This window comes from Parahaliea maris, assembly GCF_008064665.1.
Taxonomy (GTDB): domain Bacteria; phylum Pseudomonadota; class Gammaproteobacteria; order Pseudomonadales; family Halieaceae; genus Parahaliea; species Parahaliea maris.
This window is the reverse complement of the sequence record NZ_VRZA01000003.1, coordinates 167151-190600: the sequence shown is the minus strand read 5'-3', so window position 1 is coordinate 190600 and position 23450 is coordinate 167151. Positions and strand designations below refer to the sequence as shown.

General features: G+C 63.6%; 26 protein-coding genes. 9 read left to right on the top strand and 17 right to left on the bottom strand.

Annotated features, from left to right (window positions below; translation table 11 throughout):
• Positions 1–20 precede the first annotated feature (20 nt).
• Entirely contained in the window at positions 21–1295 is a 1275-nt protein-coding gene (waaA, locus tag FV139_RS09260; RefSeq protein ID WP_148068159.1) for a lipid IV(A) 3-deoxy-D-manno-octulosonic acid transferase, read from the bottom strand.
• 153 nt (positions 1296–1448) lie between these two features.
• Between waaA and FV139_RS09255 the strand changes: the two genes are divergently transcribed.
• Positions 1449–2063 carry a class I SAM-dependent methyltransferase gene (locus FV139_RS09255; RefSeq protein ID WP_148068158.1) on the top strand — a complete coding sequence of 205 codons (615 nt, stop codon included), beginning with the start codon at positions 1449–1451 and terminating at the stop codon, positions 2061–2063.
• Between the two features lie 16 nt (positions 2064–2079).
• On the opposite strand, the gene FV139_RS09250 is transcribed toward FV139_RS09255, so the two are convergent.
• Genes FV139_RS09250 through FV139_RS09240 form a run of 3 tightly spaced genes read right to left on the bottom strand, consistent with a single transcriptional unit; the run spans position 2080 to position 5136 of the window.
• Positions 2080–3192, bottom strand: a complete 1113-nt coding sequence (locus tag FV139_RS09250) for a prenyltransferase/squalene oxidase repeat-containing protein (protein WP_235898603.1) — start codon at positions 3190–3192, stop codon at positions 2080–2082.
• Positions 3189–3905: a class I SAM-dependent methyltransferase gene (locus tag FV139_RS09245; RefSeq protein WP_148068157.1), complete on the bottom strand. Its 717-nt coding sequence runs from the start codon at positions 3903–3905 to the stop codon at positions 3189–3191. The genes FV139_RS09250 and FV139_RS09245 overlap by 4 nt, the downstream gene beginning before the upstream one ends.
• Positions 3892–5136, bottom strand: a complete 1245-nt coding sequence (locus FV139_RS09240) for a glycosyltransferase family 4 protein (protein WP_187276464.1) — start codon at positions 5134–5136, stop codon at positions 3892–3894. The genes FV139_RS09245 and FV139_RS09240 overlap by 14 nt, the downstream gene beginning before the upstream one ends.
• A 294-nt stretch (positions 5137–5430) precedes the next feature.
• Here FV139_RS09240 and rfbA point away from each other — a divergent pair, with 294 nt between their 5' ends.
• Complete coding sequence (rfbA, locus tag FV139_RS09235) at positions 5431–6336, top strand: glucose-1-phosphate thymidylyltransferase RfbA (protein WP_148068155.1); 906 nt, start codon at positions 5431–5433, stop codon at positions 6334–6336.
• On the top strand, positions 6326–6874 hold the full coding sequence (gene rfbC / locus FV139_RS09230; protein WP_148068154.1) for a dTDP-4-dehydrorhamnose 3,5-epimerase: 549 nt from the start codon (positions 6326–6328) through the stop codon (positions 6872–6874). Before rfbA ends, rfbC begins: the two co-directional genes overlap by 11 nt.
• Before the next feature lie 51 nt (positions 6875–6925).
• Here the strand turns inward: rfbC and trmB are convergent, their stop codons facing one another.
• The 6 genes from trmB to ftsY all read right to left on the bottom strand — a co-directional run bounded on the left by trmB (position 6926) and on the right by ftsY (position 12301).
• The gene (trmB, locus tag FV139_RS09225) at positions 6926–7627 is read right to left on the bottom strand and encodes a tRNA (guanosine(46)-N7)-methyltransferase TrmB (protein WP_148068153.1); all 702 of its coding nucleotides are present in this window, start codon (positions 7625–7627) and stop codon (positions 6926–6928) included.
• The gene (locus FV139_RS09220; protein ID WP_148068152.1) at positions 7624–8001 is read right to left on the bottom strand and encodes a DUF423 domain-containing protein; all 378 of its coding nucleotides are present in this window, start codon (positions 7999–8001) and stop codon (positions 7624–7626) included. Before FV139_RS09220 ends, trmB begins: the two co-directional genes overlap by 4 nt.
• A gap of 334 nt (positions 8002–8335) precedes the next feature.
• The gene (gene rpoH / locus FV139_RS09215; RefSeq protein ID WP_148068151.1) at positions 8336–9193 is read right to left on the bottom strand and encodes an RNA polymerase sigma factor RpoH; all 858 of its coding nucleotides are present in this window, start codon (positions 9191–9193) and stop codon (positions 8336–8338) included.
• 132 nt (positions 9194–9325) lie between these two features.
• On the bottom strand, positions 9326–10294 hold the full coding sequence (ftsX, locus tag FV139_RS09210) for a permease-like cell division protein FtsX (protein ID WP_148068150.1): 969 nt from the start codon (positions 10292–10294) through the stop codon (positions 9326–9328).
• A complete protein-coding gene (ftsE, locus tag FV139_RS09205) occupies positions 10294–10956 on the bottom strand; it encodes a cell division ATP-binding protein FtsE (protein WP_148068149.1) in 663 nt (220 codons plus the stop codon). Before ftsE ends, ftsX begins: the two co-directional genes overlap by 1 nt.
• Before the next feature lie 46 nt (positions 10957–11002).
• Positions 11003–12301, bottom strand: a complete 1299-nt coding sequence (gene ftsY, locus FV139_RS09200) for a signal recognition particle-docking protein FtsY (protein WP_148068148.1) — start codon at positions 12299–12301, stop codon at positions 11003–11005.
• 81 nt (positions 12302–12382) lie between these two features.
• On the opposite strand from ftsY, the gene rsmD reads away from it, so the two are divergent.
• Together rsmD and coaD are read left to right on the top strand one after the other, a co-directional pair.
• Positions 12383–12976, top strand: coding sequence for a 16S rRNA (guanine(966)-N(2))-methyltransferase RsmD (gene rsmD, locus FV139_RS09195; protein WP_148068147.1), 594 nt, complete (start codon positions 12383–12385; stop codon positions 12974–12976).
• 116 nt (positions 12977–13092) lie between these two features.
• Positions 13093–13581 carry a pantetheine-phosphate adenylyltransferase gene (coaD, locus tag FV139_RS09190; protein ID WP_148068146.1) on the top strand — a complete coding sequence of 163 codons (489 nt, stop codon included), beginning with the start codon at positions 13093–13095 and terminating at the stop codon, positions 13579–13581.
• A 3-nt stretch (positions 13582–13584) separates the two neighbouring features.
• Here coaD and FV139_RS09185 read toward each other — a convergent pair whose 3' ends face one another.
• The 5 genes from FV139_RS09185 to radC form a co-directional block, all read right to left on the bottom strand.
• Positions 13585–13947 (bottom strand): hypothetical protein, encoded by a 363-nt coding sequence (locus tag FV139_RS09185; RefSeq protein ID WP_148068145.1) that lies wholly within the window; start codon positions 13945–13947, stop codon positions 13585–13587.
• Between the two features lie 64 nt (positions 13948–14011).
• Positions 14012–14827 (bottom strand): bifunctional DNA-formamidopyrimidine glycosylase/DNA-(apurinic or apyrimidinic site) lyase, encoded by an 816-nt coding sequence (gene mutM, locus FV139_RS09180; protein ID WP_148068144.1) that lies wholly within the window; start codon positions 14825–14827, stop codon positions 14012–14014.
• Between the two features lie 112 nt (positions 14828–14939).
• Positions 14940–15095 carry a 50S ribosomal protein L33 gene (rpmG, locus tag FV139_RS09175; RefSeq protein WP_116367864.1) on the bottom strand — a complete coding sequence of 52 codons (156 nt, stop codon included), beginning with the start codon at positions 15093–15095 and terminating at the stop codon, positions 14940–14942.
• Between the two features lie 28 nt (positions 15096–15123).
• Entirely contained in the window at positions 15124–15360 is a 237-nt protein-coding gene (gene rpmB / locus FV139_RS09170) for a 50S ribosomal protein L28 (RefSeq protein ID WP_148068143.1), read from the bottom strand.
• 321 nt (positions 15361–15681) lie between these two features.
• Positions 15682–16356 carry a RadC family protein gene (radC, locus tag FV139_RS09165; protein ID WP_148068142.1) on the bottom strand — a complete coding sequence of 225 codons (675 nt, stop codon included), beginning with the start codon at positions 16354–16356 and terminating at the stop codon, positions 15682–15684.
• A 214-nt stretch (positions 16357–16570) separates the two neighbouring features.
• On the opposite strand from radC, the gene coaBC reads away from it, so the two are divergent.
• The 4 genes from coaBC (at position 16571) to slmA (ending at position 22011) form a co-directional block, all read left to right on the top strand.
• A complete protein-coding gene (coaBC, locus tag FV139_RS09160; protein ID WP_148068141.1) occupies positions 16571–17788 on the top strand; it encodes a bifunctional phosphopantothenoylcysteine decarboxylase/phosphopantothenate--cysteine ligase CoaBC in 1218 nt (405 codons plus the stop codon).
• A gap of 181 nt (positions 17789–17969) precedes the next feature.
• Positions 17970–20321 (top strand): phosphomannomutase/phosphoglucomutase, encoded by a 2352-nt coding sequence (locus FV139_RS09155; RefSeq protein WP_187276463.1) that lies wholly within the window; start codon positions 17970–17972, stop codon positions 20319–20321.
• Between the two features lie 37 nt (positions 20322–20358).
• Positions 20359–21261, top strand: coding sequence for an acetylglutamate kinase (gene argB, locus FV139_RS09150; RefSeq protein ID WP_148068139.1), 903 nt, complete (start codon positions 20359–20361; stop codon positions 21259–21261).
• A 108-nt stretch (positions 21262–21369) separates the two neighbouring features.
• Positions 21370–22011 (top strand): nucleoid occlusion factor SlmA, encoded by a 642-nt coding sequence (gene slmA / locus FV139_RS09145; RefSeq protein WP_148068138.1) that lies wholly within the window; start codon positions 21370–21372, stop codon positions 22009–22011.
• A gap of 26 nt (positions 22012–22037) precedes the next feature.
• Here slmA and FV139_RS09140 read toward each other — a convergent pair whose 3' ends face one another.
• Together FV139_RS09140 and pyrE are read right to left on the bottom strand one after the other, a co-directional pair.
• The gene (locus FV139_RS09140) at positions 22038–22658 is read right to left on the bottom strand and encodes a DUF4124 domain-containing protein (RefSeq protein WP_187276462.1); all 621 of its coding nucleotides are present in this window, start codon (positions 22656–22658) and stop codon (positions 22038–22040) included.
• Positions 22659–22746: 88 nt separating this feature from the next.
• Positions 22747–23394, bottom strand: a complete 648-nt coding sequence (gene pyrE / locus FV139_RS09135) for an orotate phosphoribosyltransferase (protein ID WP_148068136.1) — start codon at positions 23392–23394, stop codon at positions 22747–22749.
• Between the last annotated feature and the right edge of the window lie 56 nt (positions 23395–23450).

Below are 23450 nucleotides of genomic sequence, written 5' to 3'. Positions count from 1 at the left end.
GGCTAGCCGCCGGGCCTCGATCAGGGGCGCGGCGGCAGCAACTCTGCAACCAGTGCCAGCAGGCACTCCCTGGCCCCACCGTTTTCCGCTACCACTCTGAGGCCCGCCTCACCCATTTGCTGGCGGCGCCCGGCATCACCCAGCAATTGCAGCAGCGTATCCCCCAGTTGAGCCGGGTCAGCCAGCCGCACCATGGCTCCAGCGTCGACCAGCAACTGGCTGATTTCCTCGAAATTGAACATCCAGGGGCCGGTCACCACCGGTGCGCCCCAGGCCGCGGCTTCCAGTACATTGTGGCCACCGTGCTCCACCAGGCTGCCACCCACTATCGCCACCTGCGCCGCACCCAGCAGCAGGAGCAACTCGCCCATGGTGTCGCCCAGTAGAACGTCGGTCCCCGAAGCCAGCTCCGGTCCGGCGGTGCGCCGATGCACCTGCCAACCGCCGTCGTGGCACTGCATTGCCACCCGGTCGAATCGCTCCGGGTGACGCGGCACCAGTATCAGCAACGCTTGCGGGAATTCACGCTTCACTGCACCGAAGGCAGTGAGAATCTGTTCGTCCTCGCCGGGGTGAGTGCTCGCCGCCACCAGCACGGGGCGTTGGTCACAGGCCAGTTGCTGCCGCAGGGTCTGTGCCTGATCGCGCAGTGGTTCTCCCAGTTGCAGGTCGAACTTGATACTGCCGGTGACCTCAAGACGCTCCCGGGCGAGGCCGAGGTCAACAAAACGTTCACCATCCTCCGTCGCCTGGCAGGCGACGCAGTCCAGCTGGCCGAGCATCTGCCGGGTGAGGCCCCCCACCCGGGCGTAGCCCGCCGCCGAGCGCGCCGACAATCTCGCGTTGGCGAGGAGGATGCGACAGCCCTGGCGGGAGGCGAAGTGCAGCATGTTCGGCCACAACTCGGTTTCCATGACAAGCAGCAGTTCCGGCTGCAGGGCCCGCACAAAGCGGCGCACCGCGCCGGGCAGGTCCCAGGGCGCATAGACATGAAACACACGCTCGCCAAACAGGGCACGGACCCGCTCCGACCCCGTGGGCGTGGTCGTCGTCACCACCACCCGGTGCTGTGGATAGCGCTGCAGCAGGGCCTCGATCACCGGCACCGCCGCCAGGGTTTCGCCGACCGAAACGGCGTGCACCCAGATCACCGGCCTTGCGGCCGGCGCGGCGAAAAAGCCGAGCCGCTCACCCCAGCGGCGGCGATACTCCGGCGCCAGCCGCGACCGCCAGAGCATGCGCAGCATGATCAGGGGCATCAGGCAGTAGAACAGCAGACTGTATAGCGGGCGCATGCAGACTCCGTGGTTGGCGCGACCAGCGGGGAGGATACCCGCCACCCGCCCTGCCCGCTACTGGCAGCCGCTCGCGAGCACCGCGCAGGGGCCGCTTGCCGCCTTCCGACAAAGCGGCTAACGTGGCCTGCTTTGTCGTCAACGAGCTTTCGCATGATTCCCGATCTTCCCGCCGATATCGACACCATCAAGGGCTTTCTCGCCAGCGACGAGGCCGAGGCCCTGTACCGCCATGCCCGCGCTTCACGACCTAAAGGGCCGGTGCTGGAAGTGGGAAGCTACTGTGGCAAATCGACCATCTACCTGGGGCTGGCCTGCCGCGACGGCGGCACCGTGTACGCCCTCGATCATCACCGCGGCTCCGAGGAACACCAGGCCGGTGAAATGTTTCACGACCCGGAGTTGTACGACACCGGCGAGGGACTGGTGGACACCTTCAGTGAATTTCGCCGCAATATCCGCCGTGCCGGCCTCGACGATGTCGTGGTACCGGTGGTCAGCAGTTCGGCAGTGGTGGCCCGCCACTGGCAGACGCCACTGGGCATGGTATTCATCGACGGAGGTCACAGCCTCGACGCAGCCCTGACCGACTATCGTTGCTGGACCGCCCACCTGGTGCAGGGGGGCATACTGGCGATTCACGACCTGTTTCCCGACCCCCACAGCGGCGGCCAGGCACCCTGGGCCATCTACCGGATGGCCCTGGAATCGGGACTGTTCGAAGCAGTGGAACGGGTGAACACACTGGGCGTGCTCAGGCGGCTGTAGATCGCCGGCGGCGGGCTCAGTCCGCTTTGCGGCGCCGGGGCTCCATCCCGGAACGGGTCGAGGACCCGGTCGCGGATTCGGCTCCGGCCAGTGCCGGCAGCAGATTGACCTCGGTGAACAGGCCCGCAGCGGCAGTGTGCCGGGTGAGGGCATCCGCCGCCAGCAGGATGGCCCCTGCCGTCCAGGTCGGTTGTTCCTCCGGCCAGAGCAGGTCTTCCACCATCTGGTAACCGGTCCAGTAGGCACCGTCCTGCTCCCGCCACTGGTGCAACCAGCTGTAGAGCTCCACGGCCCTGGCATGGTCGCCCGCTGCCAGTAGCGCCATGACCAGTTCGCAACTCTCGGCCACAGTGACCCAGGGTTCCTCGCACACGCAACGGCACCCCAGCCCCGGCTCGATAAATTCGTCCCAGCGAGCGGCCAGCCGCGCGCGGGCTTCGCTACCCTGGATAGCCCCGGTGAGCACCGGGTAGAACCAGTCCATGGAGTAGCGGGATTTACTCTCCCAGGTGCGGTCGAAGCGCTCCGGCTTGTGGCGCAGCGCCTGGCCCAGCGCTTCCCGCGCCGCCAGCCAGTGCGGCCTCGGGCGGTTCACCGTCACCGCGATATTGTGAGCGCACTCCAGGCTCTTGTAGATGGAACTGCACCCGGTGACCAGGGCATCGCCCTTGGCCCGGCCTTCGCCGTCGACCGCCCAGTCGATCTCGCCGTGCTCCGACTGCAGGGCGAGAACAAACCCGACTGCCCGCTCGACACAGCCCCACATGTCCTCGAGAAAGGTGTCGTTGCGGCTGATCAGGTAGTGGTGCCAGACGCCAGTGGCAACGTAAGCGACAAAATTGGTTTCACGGCGTTCACGGTTGTCCGGAACACTGTTGCGATAGGCAGCCCACCAGCTGCCATCTGCCAGCTGGGTGTCTCGCAGCCACCGGTAAGCCCGCTCCGCGGCGGCAAACTCGCCGGCGATAGACAGTCCCATGGCGGCTTCGACGTGATCCCAGGGGTCGGCATAGCTGCCCTGGAACCAGGGAATTTCTCCGCTGGGCAACTGCTCGCGCAGCAGGAACTGTACCGTGGGCTGCAGAAAATCATGCGGGAACAGGCCCCGGCTAAGGTACAGGCCACTCACGCGAACGCCTCCTTGCGATAGTACATCACCACACTCTTGCCCAGTACCGGGTTGAGCAGCCGCTCCAGCATGCGGGTAAACGCCGGCTGATCCATCAGGTCCCAGACCAGCAGGCGGTGGTACTGGCGGATCAGCCAGTTGCTGTCCTGGCTGTTCCAGAACAGGCACTTCAGCCACCAGAACGGCGCATGCAGGGCGTGGGCCCAATGCCGCTCGTAACGGGAAAAGCCCAGAGCCTCGATTTCGCTGGACAGGGCTTCCGCGCGGAAAATGCGCAGATGGCCACCGGGTACCTGATGGTATTCACGGCTCAGGGCCCAGCAGATTTTTTCCGGCCAGCGCCGCGGGACACTGGCACAGAACAGGCCCCCCGGTTTCAGCACCCGGCGAATTTCCGCCAGGGCGCCGCGGTAATCTGGAATATGCTCCAGCACTTCGGAGCAAATGACCTTGTCAAAGGTATTGTCGGCAAAGGGCAGCGCCAGTGCCGTGGCGGAGGCGAGGCCAAAGCAGCGCTCCGGGTCATCTGGCAGGTCGAATGGCTCGAATTTTTCCCGGGTCGTGACCAGGTCGTCCAGCGCGAGATCCACCCCCACCGCCTGCACCGTGCCCTCCAGGTAGGCAGCGATCACATGTCGACCTTCGCCACAACCCAGGTCGAGGACCCGGTCACCCGGGCGCAATTCAAAATGATCGAAATCAACCGTCTGCATGCAACACGCGCTCGTAATAATTGCTCATTTCCCGGGCGCAGACTTCCCAGCTGAATTTACCCACGATTCGTTCACGGCCCGCCACACCGAGGTGCGCACGACGCTCCGGGTCCTCCAGCAGGCCGGTGATAGCGGCGACCAGGGCCTCCGCGTTCCTGGCTGGCACGATAACCCCTGCGTCACCGACCACCTCCGGCAGGGCACCCCCATCGGTGGACACCACCGGTACGCCACAGGCCATCGCCTCACCGGCGGGCAGGCCAAAGCCCTCATAGACCGAGGGCACTACTGCCAGTGTCGCCTCGGCGTAGTAGCGCACCATCTGCTCGGTGCTGATGCCACTGACAAATTGCACCCTGTCGGCAATACCCAGGTGATGCAAAAGGCGTTCCGTCTTGCCGCCGGGCTGGGGTTTGCTGACCAGCAACAGCTCGAGTTGTGGGTAGCGGGTGAGGAGACTGGCGTAAGCGCGCAGCAGATAACGCAATCCTTTCAGGGGAGCATCAGCCGAGGCCGTGGCCATCAGGCGCAATGGCCGTCGAGCCACTTCAGGCAGTGGGCGGAACTGCGCCGTATCGATGCCGTTGTGCACCAGATCGATGCCCGCCGGCTGCAGGCCAAAATCGCGGGCGATATCCTGCCGCGAGCAGTCGGATACGGTCACCACATGGCGCAGTTGCTTCACCACTTTTTTCTGCATGTGGAGAAACGAGTGCCAGCGACGGATCAGCAGCCGCTCCCAGCCACTCCTGGCCGCGGCCAGGGCGATGCGCAGATCACTGGTAATCGGGTGATGGACAGTGGTCACCAGGGGTATGCCCATGACCTGGAGGGTCAGCATGCCGTAGCTGAGGCTCTGGTTGTCATGCACCAGGTCGTACTCACCCCGGTGTTCGCGCAGGTAGCGCACCGCCCGCCGGCCAAAGGCGTAGGGCTCGGCAAAACCGCCGGTAAGCTTGGAAGTCCACTCGATGATGTTGGCGAGTGAAGTCAGGTGGCGGGGGCGCAGGGAACCGAGACCATTGGCAAACAGGTCGAGGCTCGGCAGCTGAATCAGCCGCACTCTGGGGTCGAGGTGGGGATAGGGCGGTCCGGAAATCACGTCCACCTGATGCCCGGCCTCCACCAGCGCCTTGCTCAGGTACTTGAGATAGACACCCTGGCCGCCGCCAAAGGGGGCGGAGCGATAACCCAGCAGGGCAATCCGCAGTGAGCGCCGGGGCTCTACCAATACCGACGGGGGCTCGGTCGAAACCGCCGGGGCGGGCTTAGCCGATAAAGTATCGAGCTGCCTGATGGGGGCGTCCTCGTTGTATCTGGGTGGGCTGCGGGGGCCCGGCAGGGCCCTCCGCGTGGAGCTCAGTACAATCCCGAAAGCCCCTCGAAGCCTAGAGATTCTATCAAGGGCCATCTAAAAAGCCAGCCCCCTCTACGATCGTACAGTGAAACTGAACCCGTGCTGATTCTTCGTAGTTTCCCGTCAATCTGCTTATAATTGACCACTTTTTGCGGCAAATCAGACGTTATGGCACAAACCAGGCACAAAGGTATCATCCTTGCCGGGGGCTCCGGCACCCGGCTCCACCCCCTCACCAGCACCGTCAGCAAGCAACTGATGCCGGTGTATGACAAGCCGATGATCTACTACCCCCTGGCCACCCTGATGCTGGCCGGTATCCGGGATATCCTGATCATCACTACCCCGCGCGACCAGCGTGCCTTTGTCGATTTGCTCGGCGGCGGCGAGCAGTGGGGCGTCAACATCTCCTATACCGTCCAGCCCAGCCCGGACGGCCTGGCCCAGGCTTTTATCCTCGGCGAGGAATTTGTTGGCAACTCACCCTGCGCCCTGGTGCTGGGGGATAACATCTTTTACGGCGGCGGCTTCACCCGCAGCCTGCGCGCCGCCTCCCAGCGCGATTCCGGCGCCTCGGTATTTGCCTACTATGTGACCGACCCCGAACGCTATGGTGTCGTCAGTTTCGACCGGGAAGGCACCGCTCTCGACATCGAGGAGAAACCGGCAAAACCCAAGTCGCACTACGCGGTTACCGGGCTCTATTTTTACGATAACGACGTAGTGGATATCGCCAAAAACATCCGGCCCTCACCCCGCGGTGAGCTGGAAATCACCGATGTGAACCTCGAGTACCTGCGCCGGGGAGACCTTCAGGTTGAGGTCATGAGTCGCGGTACCGCCTGGCTGGATACCGGCACCCACAATTCGCTGCTCGATGCCGCCAATTACATCCGCGTGGTGGAGGAGCGCCAGGGTCTGAAGATCGCCTGCCCCGAGGAGGTAGCGTACCGCATGGGCTACATCACCCCCGAGCAACTGCTGGCCCTGGCGGCACCCCTGGAGAAAAGTGGCTACGGCCTGTACCTGAAGCACCTGCTGCGCGAAGAGGGAGTGGTGTTTGATGAACGTTGAAAAAACACCGCTGCAAGATGTGCTGCTGCTGACGCCCAGGGTCTTTGGCGACGAACGCGGTTTCTTCCTTGAGAGCTGGAACGCCAGCACCTTCCGCGAGTTGGGGCTGGATATCGATTTTGTGCAGGACAATCACAGCCGCTCCGCCCGCGGAATTCTTCGCGGCCTGCACTACCAGACGGCCCATACCCAGGGCAAGCTGGTGCGGGTAGTAGCGGGTTCGGTATTTGATGTGGCAGTGGATCTCCGCCAGTCTTCCCCCAGCTTTGGCCAGTGGTACGGGGTGGAGCTCTCCGCCGAGAACCACCACATGCTGTGGGTGCCGCCGGGCTTTGCCCACGGGTTTTACGTGACGTCCGAAATGGCAGACTTCCAGTACAAATGCACGGACTTCTACGACCCTTCCAGCGAGGTGTCGCTGGCCTGGAACGACCCTGCTGTGGGCGTGAAGTGGCCGGTACCGGCAGGGGAAACCCCGCAACTGTCCGGCAAGGATGCCCAGGGTTTACCCTGGGGCGATATTCCGCTGTTCGATTGAACTGCTCGCGCAGGGACAGGTGGCCGGCTACCCCGGCAGCCCGGCCACCCTCTAGCTGCGCCTGAAGAGCAGGTCCCACACCCCGTGGCCGAGACGCTCGCCCCGCTGTTCAAACTTGGTGAGCGGGCGGTGTTCCGGACGCGGCGAGTACTCTCCCGGGCCAGCCATGTTCTCCAGTGACCCGTTCGCCGAGAGCACCTCCATCATCTGCTCCGCGTAATTCTCCCAGTCCGTCGCCAGGTGCAGAACGCCGCCAGGTGCAAGGCGTGATACCAGCAACTCGACGAAGGCCGGCTGGATGAGCCGGCGCTTGTGATGACGCTTTTTGTGCCACGGGTCAGGGAAGAAAATCTGTACGGTGTCCAGGGTACCCGGCGCAATACAGTGCTCCAGCACCTCCACGGCGTCATGGCACCAGACCCGGATGTTGTCGATGCCCTCCTCTTCCACGGTGTGTAGCAGGCGGCCCACACCGGGTGTATGCACCTCGATACCAATGAAGTCGGCCTCGGGGTCAGCTGCGGCCATGGTCGCCAGCGAACGGCCCATACCAAAACCGATTTCGAGTACCAGCCGGGCATCGCGACCAAACAGACCGACCGGGTCGACAGGTTCGCTACTGTAATCCACACCCCAGCGCTGCCAGCCGGCGTCGAAGGCCCGCTTCTGGGCATCGGTCATGCGGCCGGTGCGCAGCACATAGCTGCGGATGGGGCGGTGACGCGCCCCGGTCGTTTCCTTGGGCTCGCTCACGACAGGTGCTTCCACCCGGCTACCGCCAGGCAGGCCCAGCCGGCAATAAAGGCCAGGCCACCGAGCGGCGTCACCGCACCCAGCCAACGGGTACCCGTCAGCGCCAGCAGGTAGAGGCTGCCGGAAAACAGTAGCAGTCCGATAACGAATAGCCAGCCGGCGGGGCGTAGCAAGCCGGTGTGTGGCTGGTGCAGGGCCAGCAAGCCCACCGCAAGCAGAGCCAGGGCGTGGTAGAAGTGGTACTGCACGGCTGTCTCGAAAACGCCCATGGCGTAGTCGTCCAGCCGGCCGCGCAGGGCGTGGGCACCGAAGGCACCGAAGCCCACGGCCAGCATGCCGGCCAGGGCGCCGATTGGGAGGAAGAGATTATTCATGCCGGGGATCTAGGGCCTGGTCAGGCTATTTGAGTGGCCGGCGTTGCGCCTGAACAAGTGCCAATCGAGGCGCGACGAGCGTGATTTGGTCATTCCAAATGAGCGAGGAGCAACGCTGAGTGGCACTTGTTCAGGAGCAACCCGCAGGGCTGGTGCCATTTTCCCGCCCAGCTTCGTTATCAGTCGATCATGTAGCACCACTACATCACTCTCCTTCTGCCTCGCTGGGCGGGAAAATGGCGTCCAGCGACGGTCACTCAAATAGCCTGACCAGGCCCTTGCGCAAACCGGGGCGCCAAGGCGCCCCGGTACGGGTTCTCAATGATAGCGATCGTCAGGCGGCGATGGCGGTGCGCAGTTTCTTCATCGCGTTCTGTTCGAGCTGGCGGATACGCTCGGCGGACACGCCGTACTTGTCAGCCAGTTCGTGCAGGGTAGCCTTCTCCTCCGCCAGCCAGCGCTGGGCCAGGATATCGCGGCTGCGCTCGTCCAGGTCCGACAGGGCACTGTGCAAGGCCGCTTCGCTGTTTTCCTGGTATTCGCTGGACTCCACCTCCACGGCGGGGTCGTAGCGCTTGTCCTCCAGGTAGTACTGGGGTGCCTGCCAGGCATCCTCGTCATCGCTGGTATCGGTGGGAGCATCAAAGGCCACGTCGCGGCTACTCAGACGCCCTTCCATGCGCTGCACTTCAGTGACGTCAACGCCGAGGTCGGCCGCCACCGCTTCGGTTTCCTCAGCTGTCAGCCAGGCCAGGCTTTTCTTGGCACCGCGCAGGTTGAAGAAGAGCTTGCGCTGGGCCTTGGTAGTGGCCACTTTCACAATGCGCCAGTTGCGCAGGATGAACTCGTGCATCTCGGCCTTGATCCAGTGCACGGCAAAAGAGACGAGGCGCACCCCCTTCTCGGGGTTAAAGCGTTTGACGGCCTTCATCAGGCCCACGTTGCCTTCCTGGATCAGGTCAGCCTCGGCCAGGCCATAGCCGTTATAGCTGCGGGCAATGTGCACCACGAAGCGCAGGTGTGACATCACCAGCTCACGCGCCGCCTCGAGGTTGTCGTTGTAGTACAGGTCCTCGGCCAATTCCCGCTCCCGCTCTGCACTCAGCAGCGGGATACTGCTCACGGCATTCACGTAGGCCGCAAGGTTGGCGCCCGGCACCATCTGGTCGACAGGCTTGAGGGTATTGTTCATCTGAGGGTTCTCCATGTCAGGTGCCAAGTTTAGCACTCATGCTATTAGAGTGCTAATCGCGGAAAAGTTCCCGCGCCAAGCAAAAGATTCATGAAGTAATTGTTACATTTCAAGCACTTGGACCAAATACAACTAACGGGGTTCAATCGCTCCAAGGTGCCGTGAAACCGCCAGCCAGGCACCTGCCAGGCCCAGAAAGCCACCGAGTAGCACCAGTTGCAGGCTGCCGATGAGGCCAATGCCCTGCAACGTAAAGCCGCTCTGATAGAGACGGGCCAGGTTGCTGACCGGGCCATCGAGGAAATACAGGGCCGCAAGGACCAGCAATGCGGCGACTGCCCCGCCACCCACCCCGTACCAGAGGCCGGTATAGAGGAAGGGACGGCGCACGAAGGCATTGCTGCCGCCCACCAGTTTGACAATGACGATCTCGTCGCGGCGGCTTTCGATGGCCAGGCGAATGGTGTTCCCCAGGATCAACACCACCCCCAGGACCAGCAGGCCGCCCAGGGCCAGTACCAGGCGCCGGCCCAGCTCCATGATATTGTTCAGGCGCTGCACCCAGGCCATGTCGAGGACCGCCTGATCCACCTGCGCCAGGTCGGCAAATTCGGCCCGCAGGACCGCCGGATCCACCCCCGCGGCCGGCACGACCAGCACCAGGTTGGGCAGCGGGTTTTCGTCCAGGTTGGCCACCACATCCGCAAACCCGGAGAGCTCGGCAAATTCCCTGAGTGCGGCATCCCGCGGGATCAGCTGAGCGCTCTCAACATCACCGCGCAGCGACAGGCTTTGCTGTAATTCCGCAGCGCTTGCCTCGTCCACCGAGGCCTGCATGAACAGGGAAATCTGGGCCGGACTGTCCCAGCTGCCACTGACGTTGCGGGCGTTGTCCAGTGCAATACCCAGTGCCGCGGGCAGGGCCATGGCAATCCCTATCACCAGCCAGGTGAGGAGGCTCGAACCCGGGCTTGCCAACACCCGGCGCAGGCTGTCGGCGGCAGACAGGCTGTGGTGATCGCGCCAGGCCCGATAGCGGTCCGCCAGGCGGGCACGGCTGGCACTGGCGCCCTCGCGGCGCGGGGCAGGTCCGGCGGCCATCAGGCGGCGCCTCCCATCAGCTGGCCATCCCGCAGGGTAATGATGCGATGTTGCAGGCGGGAGATCAGCGCCAGGTCGTGACTGGCGATCAACACCGTCACCCCGACCTGGTTGAACGCCTCGAACAGGGACATGATCTCCGCCGAGAGATTGGGGTCCAGGTTACCGGTAGGCTCGTCGGCGAGCAGAATGCGTGGCCGCCCCACCACGGCACGGGCGATTCCGACCCGCTGCTGCTCACCGCCCGACAGGGTAACTGGCAGGGCGCGCTCCCGCGCCAGCAGACCTACCTTGTCCAGGGCGGCGCGCACCCTGCGGCCGATTTCACGCTGATCGTAGCCGGCGATAACCAGCGGCAGGGCCACGTTGTCGAATACGTTGCGGTCATAAAGCAGCTGATGGTTCTGGAACACCACACCAATCTGCCGGCGGTGCAGGGGGATCCCGCGGGAGCCGATGGTGGAGAGATCCCGGCCATCCACGCGCACCTTGCCCCGGGTCGGTCGATCCATGAGCATGATCAGGCGCAGCAAGGTGCTTTTACCGGCACCGGAGTGACCGGTCAGGAACACCAGCTCGTCGCGGGCAATCTCAAGGCTGATTTCCCGAAGGGCGTCGTGGCCCTCTTCATAGCGCTTGCTGACCCGCTCGAACTGGATCATCAGGTGCTCCCTACACTCGATTCGGCAATATCACCCGGCGGGAGCACTAGTCCTCTTCCCGCTCGAACAGTGCACGGATGAAGGGTTCCGCCTCGAAGGGGCGAAGGTCTTCAACTGCCTCCCCGACGCCGATGAAGCGAATGGGCAGCCCCAGCTTGCGGGCAATGGCAAAGATCACCCCGCCCTTGGCGGTACCATCGAGCTTGGTCAGGGTGATGCCAGTGACGCCCACAACCTGCTGGAACTGGCTGGCCTGGGACAAGGCGTTCTGGCCGGTGCCGGCATCCAGCACCAGCATCACCTCGTGGGGCGCCTCGGGATCCAGCTTGCCCATGACCCGGACCACCTTGCGCAGCTCTTCCATCAGGTGATCCTTGTTGTGCAGGCGCCCGGCAGTATCGGCAATCAGCACGTCGGTGCCGCGGGCCTGGGCCGCCTGCAGGGCATCGTATATCACCGAGGCACTGTCGGCGCCGGTGTGCTGGGCAATCACCGGCACGTCGTTGCGCTCGCCCCAGACCTGTAGCTGCTCGACCGCCGCGGCGCGGAAGGTATCCCCCGCCGCCAGCATCACCGATTTGCCTTCGCCGAGAAAGCGCCGGGCCAGTTTGCCGATAGTCGTGGTCTTGCCAACGCCATTCACACCCACCATCAGGATGACATAGGGCTTGTGGCCAGCGGGAACCAGTGGTACCTCGCAGGGCTCCAACAGGGACTGCAGCTCTTCCTTGAGCGCCTGTTCCAGCGCCTCGGGTCGGGTCAGCTCCTTGCGCGAAACCCGCTGGGTCAAGCGGCCGATGATGTCGACGGTGGCTTCAACGCCCACATCGGCCATCAGCAGGCGCGACTCCAGTTCTTCCAGCAGCTCCTCGTCGATTTCCTTGCGTCCGAGAAACATGGTGCCAAGGCCCTGCACCAGGTTGTCGCTGGTGCGGCCGAGGCCACGGCGCAGGCGGCGGAAGAAACCGTCCTCTTTTTTCGCTTCGGGTTTGGCTTGCGGGGGTGCTGCTGCCGGCGCCACAGGTTCTTCTGTGGATTCTGCGGGTGCTGCAGGCTGTTCTACCGATGCCGCGGAGGCCTCCACCGGAGGCGTATCGGGCGCCGCTGAAGTAGCAATCTCCTCAGGACCAGCTGCGGGGTTCGCTTCCGAAGCCGGAACCACCGGCTCGGGAGGCGTGCCGGCCGCAGTATCCCGGTTTACCTGGGCGTCCGGAGCCGGTACCGGAGTCTGAACGACTTCCACGGCCTCCGACACCCGGGCGGAATCCTCTGCGGGGGTTTGCGGCGCCGCAGCGGGCGGGGCCGCGGGCTTGTCCGCAGCTTTCTTGCGTCTGAAAAACTTCATAATCTTTTGTGCTGGTGTAGAGTGCGCAGACGGAACCTCTGCGCAAACGCGTATCCTACCATTACTGCCAGAGAGCGAGAAATGCCGCAGGCACGAAAGACCCGCAAGCCAACCGCCAACAACACCTCCGAGCTGCGCATCATTGGCGGCCAGTGGCGGGGGCGCAAGCTGGGTTTCATTCCCGCCGATGGCCTGCGCCCCACGACCGACCGGGTCCGCGAGACCCTGTTCAACTGGCTCGCCCCAGAGATTCACGGTGCCCGTTGTCTCGACCTGTTCAGCGGCAGTGGTGCCCTGGGGCTCGAAGCCCTCTCTCGAGGGGCAGCCCATTGTGACTTCGTGGATACCAACAGCGTCAACCTGCGCCAGATCGAACGGCACCTGAACCTGCTCAGTACCAGCGACCGTGCGGACTGTCACCCACAGAGCGCCAGCGACTTCCTCGCCAGCACCCGGGCCCGCTGGGATATCGTGTTCGTAGACCCGCCCTTTGGCCTGGACCTGGCCGGCTCCGCCTGCGAGCAACTGGCCGCTGGCCACCTTGATCCGGGCGCTTCTATATACCTGGAATGCGGGCGCCGGGACCCACTGCCGTCACCGCCCGCCGGCTGGGAGCTACACCGCGACAAAACGGCAGGCAATGTGCGTTATTGCCTGTATCACATGGCGAACTGAGAGGGAGTCGGAGATGTCGAGAGGGGGCCCAGACACATCCTGGCGGCCTGCGACGAATTGCAGCCGAACGGCCTTGTGTTTACCATCCGCCTTCCAGCGACCAAGGGCCTGACACCATGAAAGAACACACGGTCATCTATCCCGGCACTTTTGACCCGATTACCAACGGCCACGTCGATCTGGTGGAGCGTGCGTCACGCCTGTTCGACCGGGTGGTGGTGTCCATCGCCTGGAGCGAGAAGAAGAAGCCCCTGTTTACCCTGGAAGAACGGGTGGACCTGGCGGAAAAATGCCTGGCGCACCTGGACAATGTGGAAGTGATGGGGTTCAACATCCTGCTGACCCACTTTGTGCAACAGCAGAACGCCCGCTGTGTATTGCGCGGCCTGCGTGCAGTGGCGGACTTCGAGTATGAGTTCCAGCTGGCTAACATGAACCGGGCGATGAACCCGGAATTCGAAAGCATCTTCCTGACACCTTCAGAACACCTCAGCTACATCTCCTCCTCGCTGGTGCGGGAGATCGCATCCCTCGGCGGGGATATCACGCCCTTCGTGCCGCCGGTGGTCGCGACGGCACTGGAAGAGCGCTTCAGCGAGAGCTGAGGATTACTCCTCCTCGCCCTCGCCGGTCATTTCCTGGTAGCGTTCCACGTCCTTGTTGGTATAGCCCATCTCGGTGCAACCCAGGCAGCGCATGAAGGTTGCCCGGGCCGGCCCCACCATCAGGGTTTCCGCCGCTTCACTGGCGTGACCCGCCAACAGGGTAAAAGGCAGGCTGACCAGGAACGCGGCGGTGCCGCCCACCGTGGCTACCAGGCCCATCGGGCGGGCAACCAGCAGGTCCCCGACCATGCGCCCGGCATTAGGGCTCTCGTCAACTGCTTCCTGTGCCCACAGTGCCTGTGGCAGTGCCAGACTCGTTATCAGTGCGGCCGCCGACAGGCGACGCGATACGGCTGTTATTTTCATTCTCCACTCCCTATGCAAATCACTTGCAAATCACAATCCCCAGAGATTCAACAGTTTAGCCCGATCAACGCTGGCAGGTCACGCAGTAGACCGTGGCACGCTGGCCGAGGCGCTGCTCCCTGAGCAGGGCGCCACAAGCCTTGCAGGGGAGACCCGCCCGACCGTAGACATAGAGCTGCTGGGCGAAATAACCGGGCTTGCCATCACCGCCGACAAAATCACGCAGCGTAGTGCCACCCTGCGTTATAGCCGAAGTAAGTACTTGCTTAATGTTGTTCGCCAGCTGTTCGTAGCGGGCGGCGGAAATCCGCCCCGCCGCCCGGTCGGGGCGAATACCGGACAGGAAGAGGGCTTCGTTGGCGTAAATATTACCAACGCCGACCACCACATGACCGTCCATGATGAAACTCTTCACCGGCCCATTACGCCCCCGGGAACGGCGGAACAGCAGCTCACCGCAAAACTCATCGGACAGGGGTTCGGGGCCCAGCGAACTCAGCAGGGGGTGATCCTCACCTGGCGAAAGCCACAGGAAACAGCCGAAACGGCGCGGGTCGTTATAGCGCAGCAGGTTACCGTCCGCGAGCACCACATCCACATGATCGTGCTTCATGGGTTGAGGCGGAACGCCCTGCAGCACCCGCAGGGATCCCGACATCCCCAGATGCACCAGCAGGGTACCCACGCGGGTATGGAACAGGAGGTACTTGGCCCGGCGCTCAATGCGGTCAATTTTCTGCCCGCGGATCAGGTCCGGCAAGGCCGCCGGCACCGGCCAGCGCAGGCGCCCCTCCCGCACCACCAGGTCGCGAACTACCCGACCTTCGGCGTAGGGCGCGACACCGCGGCGAGTGGTTTCGACTTCAGGCAGTTCGGGCAACGCTCTCTCCTGGTGATCTTCAGCCAGCCCAGAAACAGAAAACCCCGGACAAGCCGGGGTTTTCTGGGTTTTGTACCGCCGGCGCCGGGCGCAGGCGAAGGGAGGGCTGACCTTACTTGATCTTGCCTTCCTTATACATGACGTGTTTGCGCGCAACCGGATCGTACTTCTTCATTTCCAGCTTGTCCGGGGTGGTGCGCTTGTTCTTGTCAGTGGTATAGAAGTGACCTGTACCTGCTGACGAAATCATACGAATCTTTTCTCTCATCGGAAATCTCCCTTAGCTTAAAAGCCGCTTAGACCTTCTCACCACGGGCACGGATATCGCCGAGAACAACCTCGATACCCTTCTTGTCGATGATGCGCATGCCCTTGCTGGAAACTCGCAGGGTCACAAAGCGCTTCTCGGACTCAACCCAGAAACGGTGCTGGTGCAGATTGGGCAAAAAACGACGACGTGTGCGGTTTTTTGCGTGTGATACGTTGTTACCGGTGACCGGACGCTTGCCGGTGACCTGACATACTCTTGCCATGATTGCCTCTCCCACAAACCCGGGAATTGTCAGAAACTGGTGTGGCTTTCCGGGTCAAAAGGAGACCCCAGCCGCGCGAAGCGCGACTTTATACCAGAACAGGGGTGCGTATTCAAGGAAAGGGCAAAGAAATTGCCGAAAGAATAACCGGTCCCCCATCGCCCCTGCGGCGGTCTGTCCAGCCGTCGGGTCGTCCCCCTCAGGGGGGCGCAACTATAACTGACCCGGCGAGGTAATAGAAGGCTGCTTTTTCAGAACAAGTACAGGTTCAGAACAACTGCAGGTTCAGACCAGGCACGGAACACGCCCGGAGGATGTCACTTACAGAAGGCCGCGCTCGGCAAAGGAGCAGGTTTCGCCACGGCCGACAATAATATGGTCCAGCACGCGAATATCCAGCAGGCCCAGGGCGTCGCGCAAGCGCTCGGTAATTCGCCGATCAGCGGCGCTCGGCTCGGCTACTCCCGAGGGGTGGTTGTGGGCAAGAATCACCGCCGCCGCCCTGTATTGCAACGCCCGCACCGCAACCTCCCGCGGGTACACCGCGGCACCGTCGAGAGTGCCAAAGAAAAGATCCTCGCAGCGCAGCAGGCGGTGCTGGTTGTCGAGAAACAGGCAGGTGAACACCTCTCGCTCGCGCCCCCCCAGGTGATGACGTAAAAAGAGACGGGTCTGCTGCGGGCTGCTCATCATGTCGCTGTCGGTCAGCCCTTCCTGAACCTGGCGCCGCGCCAGCTCCTGGGCCGCCTGCAACTGGGCCAGTTTCGACTCGCCCATACCCGGGCACCCGAGAATCTGCTCGGCGCCCGCCGTCAGCACGCCCCGGACCCCGCCAAAGCGCGCAAGTAACTCCCGCGCCAGGGCGGTAGCACTGCGCCCGCGACGCCCGGTACGCAACAGGACCGCCAGCAATTCTGCGTCGCTGACCGCCTCGGCGCCGCGCTGCAGCAGTTTGTCCCGCGGACCTTCCCCTGCCCCCCAGTCGCTGATTGCCATCTGGCCTCCTTGCCAACAACAAAAGGCATTACGTCCATCGACCGCTGCAAGCGGTCCCTCCCGCCTGCGGCCTGCTGTCCCCCCTCTAACCACCAGCACCCACCAGCACCTGCCAGCACCGGGGTGGCAGCAGAGCGCAGTGGCGGTGACAAGCCGCGAACCGGGGTGTTATCGTGCCGATTTCCTGGCCCAGTGTCCCAGTTCGGAAGTGTGAATGGCACATCTTTTTAATCGCAATGTCGTCCTCGGCATCAGTGGCGGCATTGCCGCCTACAAGTCCGCCGAACTCGTGCGACAGCTGAAGACCCTCGGCGCCACCGTGCGCGTGGTGATGACCCGCGGTGCACAGGAGTTCATTACCCCGCTGACCCTTCAGGCCCTGTCCGGCAACCCGGTGCATACCGAGCTGCTGGACAGCGAAGCCGAGCTCGGCATGGGCCACATCGAACTGGCCCGCTGGGCCGACCTGCTACTGATTGCACCGGCCACCGCCGACCTCATGGCCCGGCTGGCGGCTGGCCGGGCAGATGACCTCCTTACCACCCTGGCCCTGGCCACGCCCGCCCCGGTAATGCTGGCACCGGCCATGAACCAGCAGATGTGGGCCGACCCGGCCACTGCGAGCAATGCGGAAACCCTGCGCCAGCGAAGCGTCCATATTGTCGGGCCGGCGGCCGGCGAGCAGGCCTGCGGCGATATCGGCCCGGGGCGCATGGAAGAGCCCAACCTGATCGCCGAGCACGCTGCGGCCCTTTTCCAGCACACGGCACTGGCGGGCAAGCGGGTCGTCATCACCGCCGGCCCCACCCGGGAGGCCCTCGACCCTGTGCGCTATATCAGCAACCACAGCTCGGGCAAAATGGGCTATGCCCTGGCCCGAGCCGCCGTCGAGGCCGGCGCCAGAACCACCCTGGTATCGGGCCCGGTGCACCTGGCAACGCCGGACCATGTCGAGCGGGTCGATGTCATCAGTGCCAGGGAGATGCTCGCCGCCTGCCAGGACCTGGCTGGCGACTGCGACATCTTTATTGCCTGCGCCGCGGTTGCCGACTACCGGCCGGCCACGGTGCAGGAACAGAAGATAAAGAAGGGAGACGAGCGCAGCACCCTGGAACTGGTGCGCAACCCTGACATTGTGGCCACCATCGCCGGCGGCCAGCCGCGCCCGTTCACCGTCGGCTTTGCGGCGGAAACCCAGGATGTGGAAAGCTACGCCCGGGGTAAACTGGAGCGCAAGCACCTCGACATGATCGTCGCCAATGACGTATCCGCAGAGGGTGTGGGTTTCGCCAGCGACGAGAACGAGGTATGCGTCATCTGGCGGGATAATGCACAACGCCTGGAACGCGCAGGCAAGCTGACCCTGGCGCGGCAGATCATGCAACTGATTGCCACCCGACTGGACGCAGCCCGAATGGACGCTGCCGTTTGACCCGGGGGCAGTCAGCGATTGACCACCGCCCAGAAGCTTATGACAAGGGACCGGAATGCTCCGCAGGAAACTAGACGCAGCGACAGCCCCCCCGGGCCCGACACAAACCAGACCCCGAAAACTCTCCCCGAGCGGCGCTACCATCGGGGCCGCCCTGTTTCTCGCGGCCGGCCTCGGCTGGTTGCTCAAATTGCAGCAGCCCGCCCAGGTTGCGCAACAGGCGACACAGCTTAGCGCCGAACAGGCAGAACAGGCCGCGACACAATTGACCCAAGCGGTCAGCCAGTTCCAGCAGCGACTGGCCATCACTGTGGCCGAGGCCGGCCCGCCCGCCGGGGACGATGCCGCGGGCGTTCGAGCGCTCGAAGTACAACTGCTACCGCGTTTCCCCGAGGCCAGCGACCTGCGGTTGCTGCCGCTGTCAGAGCTGAGCGCCAGCAACTACGCATTGCAAACGCTGGCTCTGCGCAACCACATTGAAATCGACCTGCTGCGCAAGGCAGGTACCCGCAAAGCACCGGCAATGGAGTCCTACCAGCACGAGAATCAGTGGTTGACCAGCGTCGCCCAACAGGTTGTGTTGCCGGGCCAACCCGAAACCCCGGCGATCGCCCTGCTGACCTTCCCCAACCAGGTCCTGCAACAGTACATTCCGGCGACAGACTCACTCGGCCTCTACGAGCTGCAGCAGCAATTCACCGACAACCGCGGGCGGGATCACCTGCGCAACATCGCCGCCAGCGGCACGGCGGTCGGCGACACCGCCCCCCTGGCGGGCACGGCCCCGGTAAGCGGAACACCCTGGCAGATCCGCTTTACCCCCGGCCCTGGCTTGCTCGCCGGGATCACCCCCGAGCGCTGGCCCTACCTCCTGGTGGCGGCATTGGCACTGGCCGGCGGCCTGCTGGGTGCGCTGGCTCCCTCCCGGCTACCGCGCCGCGCCCCGAGCCTGCGGCCGCGCGGGCGCGCGTCCTTCACTGGCAAGGCCGCGGCAGCAGAACCGGACGATGTGCCGACACCAGCAGCGCCACCGGCAGAGCTGGAGCGCAGCCTGCTATACCAGAATCACGACATCGTCGAGGAACATGCCGAACAGGCGCTGGACCTCGACCTGGATCTGGGCCTCGACCTCGACCTGGAGGAAGGCGACGGCGGCTTTCCCGCTCATATCTTCCGGGCCTACGACATCCGCGGCCGGGCCGATACCGAGCTCACCGACGAGCTGGTACGACGCATCGCCATCGCCCTGGCTGCCGAGCTCCACGAGCGCGGCGAATCGCAACTTGTCCTGGCCAGCGACGGTCGCCTGTCCAGCCCGCGCATTCGCAGCCAGCTGATCTCCGCCCTGCTCGAAAGCGGCCTGTCGATCGCCGATATCGGTATCGTCCCGACACCACTGGTGTACTTCGCCACCCATGAACTGGACATACCCTCTGCGATCATGGTGACCGGTAGCCACAACCCCGCCACTGACAACGGAATGAAAATCGTCCTGGGCGGCAAGACCATTGGCGCGGGCGGCATTGCCAGATTGCGGGAGCAGGTCCAGGCGAATCACGGCCCGCAACCCGGCTTCCGCCATGGCAAACTGACCAACCACGACCTCAGTGAGCAGTACGTGGAACGCATCCTCAGCGATGTGGCCATTCCGGCCCCGCTCAAGCTGGTGATCGATGCCAGCAACGGTGCCACCGGCGAGTTGGGCCCGCTGCTGTTCCGCGAACTGCACTGTGAGGTCACCCCCCTCAACTGCACGATCGACGGCAATTTCCCGGGCCACCCCCCCGACACCAGCAACGAAGACAACCTTCGCCAGCTCGCCGAGAAGGTGGTCGAAGTCGGGGCTGACCTGGGCGTCGCCTTTGATGGCGATGGTGACCGGGTGGTGGTCGTCACCGGCAGCGGCCGGATCGTGCGGGCCGACGAGACCCTGATGCTGCTCGCCGGCGATGTAGTCGCACGCAATCCCGGCGCGGACGTGGTATTCGATGTAAAATGCAGCCGGCACCTGGCGCGGGTGGTCACCGAACTCGGCGGCCGCCCGGTCATGTGGAAGACCGGTCATGCCTTCATGAAGGAAAAGATGCTGGAAACCGGCGCCCTGCTGGGTGGCGAGTTCAGCGGCCATATCTTCTTTGGTGAACGCTGGTACGGTCACGACGACGGTCTCTACGCTGCGGCCCGAATCGCAGAGCTGTGCGCCACCCAGGACACCAGCCTGGATGAGTTGCTGGCGTCGGTACCTGTCTCCGTCAGCACACCGGACATTCGCATCCCGGTTGCCGAGAGCGACAAGTTCGCGCTCGTGGAACGGCTGGTCGAGGAGGCGGACTTCGGGCCCGGCAAGCTGACCACCCTGGATGGCCTGCGCGTGGACTTCAACGCCGGCTGGGGCCTGCTGCGCGCCTCCAATACCGAGGCGGCCCTGACCGCGCGCTTCGAGGGAGATACGCCCGAGCAGCTGGACAACGTCAAGGCCGTCTTCCGCGAGCAGCTCGCCAGGATAGCGCCGGAACTGGGCAACGCCTTTTAACAATCGGGCCTTAATCCGGCCCCGTACAGGAATCACTATGTCTCTTAACCGCGAGTCCGCTCTCCAGATCGCCCGGGTACTGACCGAGGCGCTGCCTTACATTCAGAACTTCAACGGCCGCACCGTGGTGGTGAAGTTCGGCGGCAATGCGATGATCGACCCACAGCTCCACGAAAGTTTCGCGCGCGACGTGGTGCTGATGAAACTGGTGGGCATGAACCCTGTGGTGGTCCACGGTGGCGGCCCCCAGATCGGCAAACTGCTGGAAAAACTCAACATCCACACGGAATTTGTCAACGGCATGCGGGTCACCGATGCCCAGACCATGGATGTGGTGGAGATGGTGCTCGGCGGCAGCGTGAACAAGGAGATCGTGGCGTCGATCAGCCGCAGCGGCGGCAAGGCCATTGGTGTAACCGGCAAGGACGGTGGCCTGATTCGCGCGCGCAAGCTGAAAGTGAATCGCTACAGCCCCGAGTTGGGTGCATCGGAGATTATCGATATCGGTCATGTCGGTGAAGTCGACAAGATCGACGTGGGCGTACTCGACGTCATTCTCGGCAGCGACTTCATCCCCGTGATCGCCCCCATCGGCGTGGATGCCGAGGGCAATACCTACAACATCAATGCCGACCTGGTCGCCGGCAAGATCGCCCAGGTGATGCAGGCGGAAAAACTGATGCTGCTGACCAACGTTGCGGGTGTCCTCGACAAGGACAACAACATCCTTACCGGCCTCAGCACCAGCCGGGTGGATGAGCTGATCGCCGACGGCACCATCAGCGGCGGGATGCTGCCCAAGATTGGCTGCGCCCTCGACGCGGTCAAGTCGGGCGTGTCCAGCGCACACATCATCGACGGTCGTGTACCCCACGCGGTGCTGCTGGAAATCTTTACCGACGAAGGTATCGGCACCCTGATTTCAAACCGCAACCGCTGAACAAGATCACACAATCAGTAAAAAAAGAGGGGGGAGGCACGGCTTTTATTGCAGGGCCGTTAGCTTGCGGATAGCATGGTTCGTCGTGGCGACCCGACTGTGAGCGCAATGTCCCCCAGAAAATCACAACGCCGGCAACAGATTCTCGAAGCCCTGGCCCAGATGCTTGAGGCCAACCCGGGCAACCGGATCACCACCGCCGGGCTGGCGCGCCAGGTCGGCGTATCCGAAGCGGCGCTCTACCGCCACTTTCCCAGCAAGTCGAAAATGTTCGAAGGCCTGATCGAGTTTATCGAGGACACCCTGTTTTCGCGCATCAGTCTCATCCTGAGCGAAGAACCGGGAGCGGCGCGGCGCTGCGAAAAAATGCTCAGCCTGTTGCTCGCATTCACCGAGCGCAATCCCGGTATCACCCGGATACTCACCGGAGACGCCCTGGCCGGCGAAACCGAACGCCTGCACACCCGGGTGGCGCAACTGTTCGACCGCTATGAAACCCAACTGCGCCAGGTGATTCGCGAAGCGGAACTGCGCGAGGGGCTGCGCCCGACCATTCCCCTGAGCCAGGCCACCAACCTGCTGATGGCCGCGGCCGAGGGGCGGATATCCCAGTTTGTACGCAGTGGTTTTACCCGCTCTCCCACCGAGGGGTGGAACGAACAGTGGACGCTGTTGATGGCGGGCTTCTTCCGGGAAACCGTTACCCGGGCAGTGACCGAGCAGACGGGTACGTTTGCCGGGCGGGGCTGACTATCGCTTGTTGACTGGCGAGTCGATCAGAGCTCGCCGCGCTCCTTCTGCTGGCGCAACTTCACCAGATCCAGAATTTCCTCGAACCGGGCAATGTCCCTGGCGTAGCTCGCAGACACCTCGTCCAGTTCCGCCCGCCGGCTGACGATACGCTGCTCGTTACTCGCCAGTTCCTGCTGCAGATTGCCGATTTCCTCCAGCAGACTATCGCCAGCGGATTCCCCCCGACGTTCGGCGTCCGCCGCTTCCGACTGGTAGCTGGCCAGACTCTGGCTGAGGGTGTTGCGGTTGCTCTCCAGGATGCGGATGCGGATTTCCAGCTCTTGCAGGGCACGGTCGCGCGCGGCTTCGATATCTTCCACCGTGCTGTAGCGCAACAGCAGGTTGCGATCGCGTTCGCGGGCCTCACGCTCGGCTTCCTGGGCGCGGGCAACTTCGAGCGCCTCCTCGGCGGTGCGCCGCGGAGGTACCACCTCGACAACCTTGCCCCGCTGGTTGAGGATTTCGTAACCCTGGTTCACGAACTCGCTGGGGATGCGGTCGTCGATGACCACGTTCCCCTCCGCATTGGTGTAGCGGTAAAGCTGTCCGCCTGCCACAACAGGCAAGGTCAGCAGGGCAGTGAGTAGCAGCGAGGGAGTGCGCATTTTCATTCCTGCACTATAAAAGCGAGCACAGCGGTGCTCAAGCAGGAAATTGTCAGTTCGGGCAGTACGCGATCTCGGCTGGAAACGGTCAGGCGACCCCGTACTGCTCACGGTAGGCCCGCATGCCCGCGAGAGCGGCGCTGCTGTCTCCGCCCTGGCCTTCGAGGTATTCGATAATGTGTGCCATGTCGATAATGCTGAGCACGGGCACGCCGTAGGTCTGCTCGATTTCCTGGATGGCGGACAAGTCACCTGCACCGCGCTCCTGGCGGTTAAGGCCGATGGCCACTCCGGCCAGGCTGGCGCCGGCGCTGTCGATCATCTCGATCACTTCACGCACCGCTGTGCCTGCGGTAATGACGTCGTCGATGACCAATACCCTGCCCTCCAGCGGAGCACCCACCAGTACCCCGCCCTCGCCATGAGTCTTGGCTTCCTTGCGATTGTAGGCGAAGGGCACGTCCCGGCCATGGCCGTCGGCCAGGGCGACGGCCGTCGCGGCAGCCAGGGGGATACCTTTGTAGGCCGGCCCCAGCAGCACATCGAACTCGAGGCCTGAATCGACAATTCGCTGGGCGTAGCAACGCCCCAGCGCGGCCAGCGCCCGGCCGCTATCGAAAGCTCCGGCATTGAAGAAATAGGGGCTCTTGCGGCCGGACTTGAGGGTGAATTCACCAAATTTCAGGACCTGGTACTGACGGGCCAACTCGATGAACTCGGACTGGTATGCTTGCATGGAAAATGAAGTCCTCAGTGCGCCGGGCAGTTTCCAGCGGGGCGCAATTTGTGTAT